Origin of the sequence: Paenibacillus mendelii (assembly GCF_024498075.1) — a bacterium.
Classification (GTDB): domain Bacteria; phylum Bacillota; class Bacilli; order Paenibacillales; family Paenibacillaceae; genus Paenibacillus_Z; species Paenibacillus_Z mendelii.
Genome location: NZ_JANHOF010000044.1, coordinates 1 through 6,081, shown reverse-complemented (window position 1 = coordinate 6,081; position 6,081 = coordinate 1). Strand labels below are relative to the sequence as shown.

Below are 6,081 nucleotides of genomic sequence, written 5' to 3'. Positions count from 1 at the left end.
TCTAAATGAAAATTTAACTTTCACGCTAAATCCTCCTCGTATTTATTCTTTTGACTATATTAATAATAAAAAAACTTCGCCTCCTTCAGGGTTACCCTCATATTACCATAATTGGAACTATCCTGCCCGTTAGCTGAACAGGTCACCGAACTTATCGGCAGCCTGGTGTCGTTGCGTTATCGTGTCCCGTTAATTGAATAAACACCTCTAGGGAGTGAGCTTAATACATCACCAAAACTCCAGTTCTACACCGTACTGTTTTAATTCAAGTTTTCTTGCCACAGTTTGGGAAGAAAAATTATTCCATGCAGTGCTAAATAGAGCAATACGACCCTGACTTTGTATCTCGGCTGCCCATGCCGTCGTCACATCTAAGGCGTACGACTTTCCCCGAAATTCCTTGGCGGTTCGCAGGCTCGCTTCAGCACCAATACTGGTCTGTACTGCACTACAACAAAGTGACACTGCAGCCCGATCACGTACGACCGCGAAGACAGGCTGCCCAACATCAACTTCCTCGAAATAGTCGAAAAATGTTGTTCCAAAAGTTCGATATTCTCATGAGTGATTCGTACTGCCTCGGTATGTTTACCTTGTACGTTGTGGAAAACGTATGCAGGTCCTGCATAAACTCGCTCAGCTGGTCTTTCCTTATTTAAAACCTGAATGATTTCAACCATGTTAACCTTATTTGGAGTTTCTAACCACGGAGATTTCTTAACAATATGTTTCAATTCATTTGCAATATCCCCATCAAGGGTTTGATGATATCTTTCGACGATGCCTTGTGTTGTGGTTCCGATGAAAATCCGAGGACCAGTTATCAATCGACAAGCTTCATCTTGTTTGAACCTGACACCAGCATGAATTCCCATTAGTTCATAATTGGAAAGCATGAAAACCTCCATATTCGTTATCACTACCCAACTTCTAAAACCAGGGAGCAACTGTCGCGGCAAATTGTATTTCGTTCAACTATAGTGTTCCGTTAGTTTAACAATGGTCGCTCTTAACGAACGTTAATTCTGCTATGCTGCCTGTTAGTGCAAAAGGCCGCCGATCACGGCAGCCTGCTGATTCAGCGATGTTTTCCGCTACTCGATCCCAACCAGACTCAAGCGGGTATTACAATCATCCAATTGAGGCCGTATTTATCTTGGATTTCTCCATAGTAGCCGCCCCAAACTTGCAGATCAAACGGGAATTTCACTTGGCCGCCTTCCGATAGCTTGTTGAAGGCTTCGCGAGCATCGCCATCCTTCTCAAAAGCTACGCTCAGTGAAATACTACGCCCCTGCTGAACCGGACCGAATACGGAATCGGAGAAGAAAAGTTCATTCCCGCCAACAACAACCTGCAAATGCATGACCTTATCTTTGTTTTCTTCCGGCGTACCCGGTATCGATCCGAAAGTGGTGACGGACGTGATTTCTCCACCAAGTGCTTGAATGTAGAATCCAGCCTGTGCTCTCGCATCTTCCGAATGAATATAAGGAGTGAGTTTTGACATTTTAAAAACATCCTTTCATTTTTTGAATTGGTATTTGGCTTTGGTTGGGTTTCGGGTACTTCGTTGTGCACGGAACCGTTAGTTACAAATCGATCAGGATTTCTCGTGATACAAATCCGGAGGTTACTGCGTTCTCCCCTCAATCAATAAACCTATCGCTTTAGCAAGCCGCCGTTGCCGGGTTTCGGTTGTTTTGGCCTCCTCGATCGAAGTCACAAACCTCTTCTTATTGGTATAGGACAACCCGTCAAAGAAACGCTTTGCATCCGCATTGCGGTCTAGCTCATTCGAGAAGTCGTGTGGTACAACAACATCACGAGGCTCTGTATCGAGTTCGATGTCAACATCCACTTCATCTCCGGCGCTAACACCAGCGCCTAAGCGGTGATCGGCATTGATAGGGATCATATAATTCCCACCCATAGGCGCCACAGTACTTCGATAAGTGTAGCCCTTGATCGTGACTCGCACAGAAGGCCGCTTACTCGTCCCGATACTTGCAACGACCTCCTCCGGAACACGGATACCTGTTGCTGACTTGCCGCTAAGTAGAATGATAGCGCGAAATCTCATATTACGCCCGCCTCCATCTTTTATTTATTGTTTGACGATCTGCCATATGATGCCGAATTTGTCTACGACTTCGCCGTAATGGGCTCCCCAAGGCTGAAGGTCGAATGGATACTTAATCGCACCGCCTTCACTGAGATCTTTATATGCTTTACGGGCTTCGGCTTCACTTTCAAATGCCAGTGCCAGTGCAATGCTGCGACTGCCGCCCGCCGATTCAAAGGAATCGGACAAGAACAACGTATTCCCGCCAGCTATCGACATTGCCAAGTGCATGACCTTGTCCTTGATCGCCTCCGGCGTTCCCGGCGCCTGTCCGTAAGTCATCACGGACAGGATTTCGCCACCTAGCACATGTCTATACATTTCGGCTTGTGTTCGTGCATCCTCCGACATCAAGTACGGGGTCAACTGCGCTTTCATGTTCATCAACCTTTCGCTTTTGATTTGATTTTGGTTTGCCGGGTGAACCGGATGATCGCCGTTTAACCCGGCCTCTACTAATACAACGAACGGACAACGACTAAATCGACAGATCCCCCCCCAAAAAAAATTATTATTTATTCAGCATGTCAATCTGATCGCGCAGGTCGGCTTCCATGGCCCGTATTTTCGGATCTCGGATAATCTATGAAGTTCATCAGTATATCACTCCTGTTATTTATTGGAGAGAAGGTTCCCGGCTCGTTTCGACCAGATAAAGCTTTGGCTCTACATAAACAACGAACGGAGTGCTACAGAATCGACACATCATTCAATATTTTTTTTCGAAAATATTGCAGTTGTAGGACTCTTGTTTGACCGACTCCAATCATCTCTTTCCGGGCAAAACATGTCTGCATGGAACGCTTCACGAGGATGACAATCCTTCAACTGAAGGAATTATGTTTGCGGTTAGATAAAGAATCTGCGCAGTTCTTGCGCCACTCGTTCCGGCTGGCCGCCTCTATTGGTATTACCCGAGGCTCCATGATTGAGGCCGGGGAACTCAATACGTTTGGCATGCGGTAACATCTCCTCCAGGGCCTTAAGAGCCACTTTGAAGTAAGCCGGACTCTTGCTGCTGCCGAGCAAGAGCATCTCAGCACTTATAGCCTTGAAGCTCTCCAGTAGCCCTTCCGACTCGACAGCCAACTGAAGGTCATAGTGCATTGTCGGAGCCAGCATCCTCATCGTTACGTAGTCACCCTTTGCCTTCTTATCCTCGCTAGCCATCATCATCCTCGTGAGTAGTTTTAATAGCCAACGGGGTATAGAGTTGAATATAGGCGGCCCCATCTGCGATCCCAACATGCCTGTAACAAGTGCTGAGGCCACGTCGCCTTGGGCGATCTCCTCGTCATAACGCGTCAAGAAGTCAGTCGACACTGATCCGTTGATTATGAGCGGCGGCTCAAAGATTGCGACTTTGTGAATGGCTGGTAGGGAGAGTGCAGCTTGGAGGCAGACAATGGCGCCTACACTGACTCCGAAGACAAAATAGGCGCCCGTTCCGGTAAGGAGGACGTCCAGATCTTCAACATCTTGCTTTATGCTGTAGTCTTCGCTGTACGGGCCGCTTAGTCCACGACCACGTCGATCGGGCAAGTAAACGGTGAAAGTATCAGCCAGTGCCTCAGCGAGTTGCAAGTGGCTTTGGGCTGATTCCATGGTGCCGTGCAACAGCACCAAACCCGGGCCGTGCCCGAGTTGACGGTAGCCTATGGTTGTACCATCTTTAGAAGTTACGGAGTTGTTTGTATAGAACATCCGTGCGATGGTTGTCGATTGATTATTAACACTGCTTTTCGGCTTCATATTCTGATATCCTTTCTTGTATAAGTAAATGTTTTGGATTATAATATCTTTATTATTATCTTAATTATGAAGATAATAAATGTCAATGAGGAGAATGCATCTATGAGCGAAGCCGAACACCGAAAGGTACTTATGAGTCAAATGCAATTTTTGGGCCAAATGTTAAGCACCGAAACAGCCTTATTCCACCAGGCGGCCGCTGCTAAGTTGGGCTTAGGCATCACCGACATGAAGATGGTTTCGACGCTGCTGCAGGAAGGCCCTATGACGGCCGGACAACTCTCGCAACGACTAAACCTCACAACTGGCGCTGTCTCGAATGTTATAGACCGGCTTGAGCAGCGGAATTTTGTTAAGCGCGCACCTGATGCCAAGGATCGTCGTAAAGTAATCGTTACTGCCAATAAGGAAAAACTCGCGCCTTCTGACAATATATATCGTTCGATGGGGGATGCATTTGAAAGGTTGCTGGAAACTTACACTACAAAGGAGCTCGAGTTCCTGGTGAGGTATAATCAAGCGACAATCGAGCTGACAATGTTGGAGAGTGCAAAATTAACCAAGCTATACAAGAAGGCGGGGAGCGTTACTGAGGGTGATGAATAACAAGGTGCTGGGGATTTAACATATGAATATAATCCAAAGAAGTTCCAAGTCGTTTTACGAAGGAGGAAGAATAAAGTGGAAAATACGGACAATGCGAAGCTTTATGATCGTTGGATGGAAATGTGGAACGGAAACCTGGACTTAGCAAATTCTATTGTAGATGAGGATTGCGTCGTACACCAAGCTGGTTCCGACGGTTTTCGAGGACCCAATGGGGTGATGCGCATGGTACAAATGGGTAGAGAACCCTTTTCAAGTATTCATTTTGCTTTAGAGGTGGGGCCTATTGTAGATGGTGATACACTATCTGCACGATGGACAAGCCGGGGGATATATCGGGGCGGAATTCCTGGTACGAAAGCTCCGGCCGGAACGGAGGTCGAATTTGGCGGTATAGATATATGGCGATTGAAATCAGGTAAAATCATTGAATATTGGGTGAGCTCCGATGGTCTACACCTCATGGCGCAACTATCATGATTTCGTTGACGGTGATAGCTGCCTGATGAATCAATTACTTGATGGAGTCATTGATTCCTCGAACATTTGATGCTCTACGCAGACTTGAAGCATTAGGTTACTCTGTTACAATCACAGAACCAGAAGCCTCTTGATCCAATCTAAACAAAAGCTCCAATAAAAGATACGCCTGTTACGATACCCGCGGACACGGCGTGAGCGACCGAAGGCCGAGCCCAAGCGGATATCGACGATTCGCCCGCAAATGCGGGATGTCCCAATCATTATATACCTCTTTCTACTCCAGTACGTCCGAATTTAAAAGCCGCTGTGAACTTCCGACTTCTCGTAATACACGATGCAGAACGCCAAGGAAGCGATAAAAGCAACGGCAAGAATCGTCATTCCGGGGGCGACGTAAGGATTCGGACCGCTCACCGCCAGCCCTTGCGCCATAAGGCTCTGCACATTGTTTACATGTAATCAGTGTATTCTTGTGGGAGCGACAAAAAAGCAGGCCAAAACAGGAATACAGTCTTGGTCTGCTTTTTTGATTCAACTATCGTTCTCCGTAAGTTGAGTCCTAAGAATTTTCCTGTTTTAAGGAAGATTCACTTGCCAAGAAACGCCGAACCTATCCGAGACCCAACCGAATTTTTTACTAAATCCATAGTTGCCAAGCGGCATTAAAACATTTCCTCCTACTTGTAATTCGTCATACAGCCGATCTAGTTCGTCTTCCGTATCGCAAGTCACGAAGATCGAGAATGAAGGCGTGAAAGCGAAAGCATGCTTAACATGACTGTCAATGCACATGAAATCTTGGCCTTTCAAGGTAAAGGAGGCCTGCATGACACTTCCTTCTGCGCCTGGCCCATCTGGTCCGTAACGAACAATGCTAGTCACAATCGAATCCTCGATCAGCGAAACGTAATAATTCATAGCTTCTTCGGCGTTACCTTCAAACATGAGGAACGTTGCAACCTTTTTCATTTACTACAGCACCTCCTAAGAAATGGACAACCTTATTACTTGAGATCAACTCTTCAGTAATTCTTCACAGGTGCTATACTATCCTCCCTCTATGGAGAATCACTTTTCTCTTAAATACTTACGTTTTCTTAGATTTTGACCCAAGT

10 protein-coding genes are annotated in these 6,081 nt (G+C 46.3%); 2 read left to right on the top strand and 8 right to left on the bottom strand.

Going from position 1 to position 6,081, the window contains the following annotated elements; all coding sequences use genetic code 11:
• Positions 1 to 228: 228 nt before the first annotated feature.
• The 6 genes from NNL21_RS36985 to NNL21_RS35805 form a co-directional block, all read right to left on the bottom strand.
• Positions 229 to 465, bottom strand: a complete 237-nt coding sequence (locus NNL21_RS36985; RefSeq protein WP_204822736.1) for a GNAT family N-acetyltransferase — start codon at positions 463 to 465, stop codon at positions 229 to 231.
• Positions 372 to 896 (bottom strand): hypothetical protein, encoded by a 525-nt coding sequence (locus tag NNL21_RS35825; protein WP_204822757.1) that lies wholly within the window; start codon positions 894 to 896, stop codon positions 372 to 374. Before NNL21_RS35825 ends, NNL21_RS36985 begins: the two co-directional genes overlap by 94 nt.
• Before the next feature lie 218 nt (positions 897 to 1,114).
• Entirely contained in the window at positions 1,115 to 1,510 is a 396-nt protein-coding gene (locus NNL21_RS35820) for a VOC family protein (RefSeq protein WP_204822735.1), read from the bottom strand.
• 123 nt (positions 1,511 to 1,633) lie between these two features.
• Entirely contained in the window at positions 1,634 to 2,083 is a 450-nt protein-coding gene (locus NNL21_RS35815; protein WP_204822734.1) for a YdeI/OmpD-associated family protein, read from the bottom strand.
• A gap of 24 nt (positions 2,084 to 2,107) precedes the next feature.
• A complete protein-coding gene (locus NNL21_RS35810) occupies positions 2,108 to 2,503 on the bottom strand; it encodes a VOC family protein (RefSeq protein ID WP_204822733.1) in 396 nt (131 codons plus the stop codon).
• Positions 2,504 to 2,974: 471 nt separating this feature from the next.
• On the bottom strand, positions 2,975 to 3,877 hold the full coding sequence (locus tag NNL21_RS35805; protein WP_204822732.1) for an alpha/beta fold hydrolase: 903 nt from the start codon (positions 3,875 to 3,877) through the stop codon (positions 2,975 to 2,977).
• A gap of 102 nt (positions 3,878 to 3,979) precedes the next feature.
• Here NNL21_RS35805 and NNL21_RS35800 point away from each other — a divergent pair, with 102 nt between their 5' ends.
• Complete coding sequence (locus tag NNL21_RS35800; protein ID WP_204822731.1) at positions 3,980 to 4,483, top strand: MarR family winged helix-turn-helix transcriptional regulator; 504 nt, start codon at positions 3,980 to 3,982, stop codon at positions 4,481 to 4,483.
• A gap of 75 nt (positions 4,484 to 4,558) precedes the next feature.
• Entirely contained in the window at positions 4,559 to 4,963 is a 405-nt protein-coding gene (locus NNL21_RS35795) for an ester cyclase (protein ID WP_204822730.1), read from the top strand.
• A gap of 297 nt (positions 4,964 to 5,260) precedes the next feature.
• On the opposite strand, the gene NNL21_RS35790 is transcribed toward NNL21_RS35795, so the two are convergent.
• Both NNL21_RS35790 and NNL21_RS35785 read right to left on the bottom strand, forming a co-directional pair.
• The gene (locus tag NNL21_RS35790; protein WP_204822729.1) at positions 5,261 to 5,398 is read right to left on the bottom strand and encodes a hypothetical protein; all 138 of its coding nucleotides are present in this window, start codon (positions 5,396 to 5,398) and stop codon (positions 5,261 to 5,263) included.
• A 144-nt stretch (positions 5,399 to 5,542) separates the two neighbouring features.
• Entirely contained in the window at positions 5,543 to 5,935 is a 393-nt protein-coding gene (locus NNL21_RS35785) for a VOC family protein (protein WP_204822728.1), read from the bottom strand.
• Between the last annotated feature and the right edge of the window lie 146 nt (positions 5,936 to 6,081).

Excerpts from the sequence above, each read along its gene's own strand:
- NNL21_RS35825 (WP_204822757.1), bottom strand. The coding sequence starts at position 896 with ATGCTTTCCAATTATGAACTAATGGGAATTCATGCTGGTGTCAGGTTC.
- NNL21_RS35820 (WP_204822735.1), bottom strand. The coding sequence starts at position 1,510 with ATGTCAAAACTCACTCCTTATATTCATTCGGAAGATGCGAGAGCACAG.
- NNL21_RS35815 (WP_204822734.1), bottom strand. The coding sequence starts at position 2,083 with ATGAGATTTCGCGCTATCATTCTACTTAGCGGCAAGTCAGCAACAGGT.
- NNL21_RS35810 (WP_204822733.1), bottom strand. The coding sequence starts at position 2,503 with ATGAAAGCGCAGTTGACCCCGTACTTGATGTCGGAGGATGCACGAACA.
- NNL21_RS35805 (WP_204822732.1), bottom strand. The coding sequence starts at position 3,877 with ATGAAGCCGAAAAGCAGTGTTAATAATCAATCGACAACCATCGCACGG.
- NNL21_RS35800 (WP_204822731.1), top strand. The coding sequence starts at position 3,980 with ATGAGCGAAGCCGAACACCGAAAGGTACTTATGAGTCAAATGCAATTT.
- NNL21_RS35790 (WP_204822729.1), bottom strand. The coding sequence starts at position 5,398 with ATGGCGCAAGGGCTGGCGGTGAGCGGTCCGAATCCTTACGTCGCCCCC.
- NNL21_RS35785 (WP_204822728.1), bottom strand. The coding sequence starts at position 5,935 with ATGAAAAAGGTTGCAACGTTCCTCATGTTTGAAGGTAACGCCGAAGAA.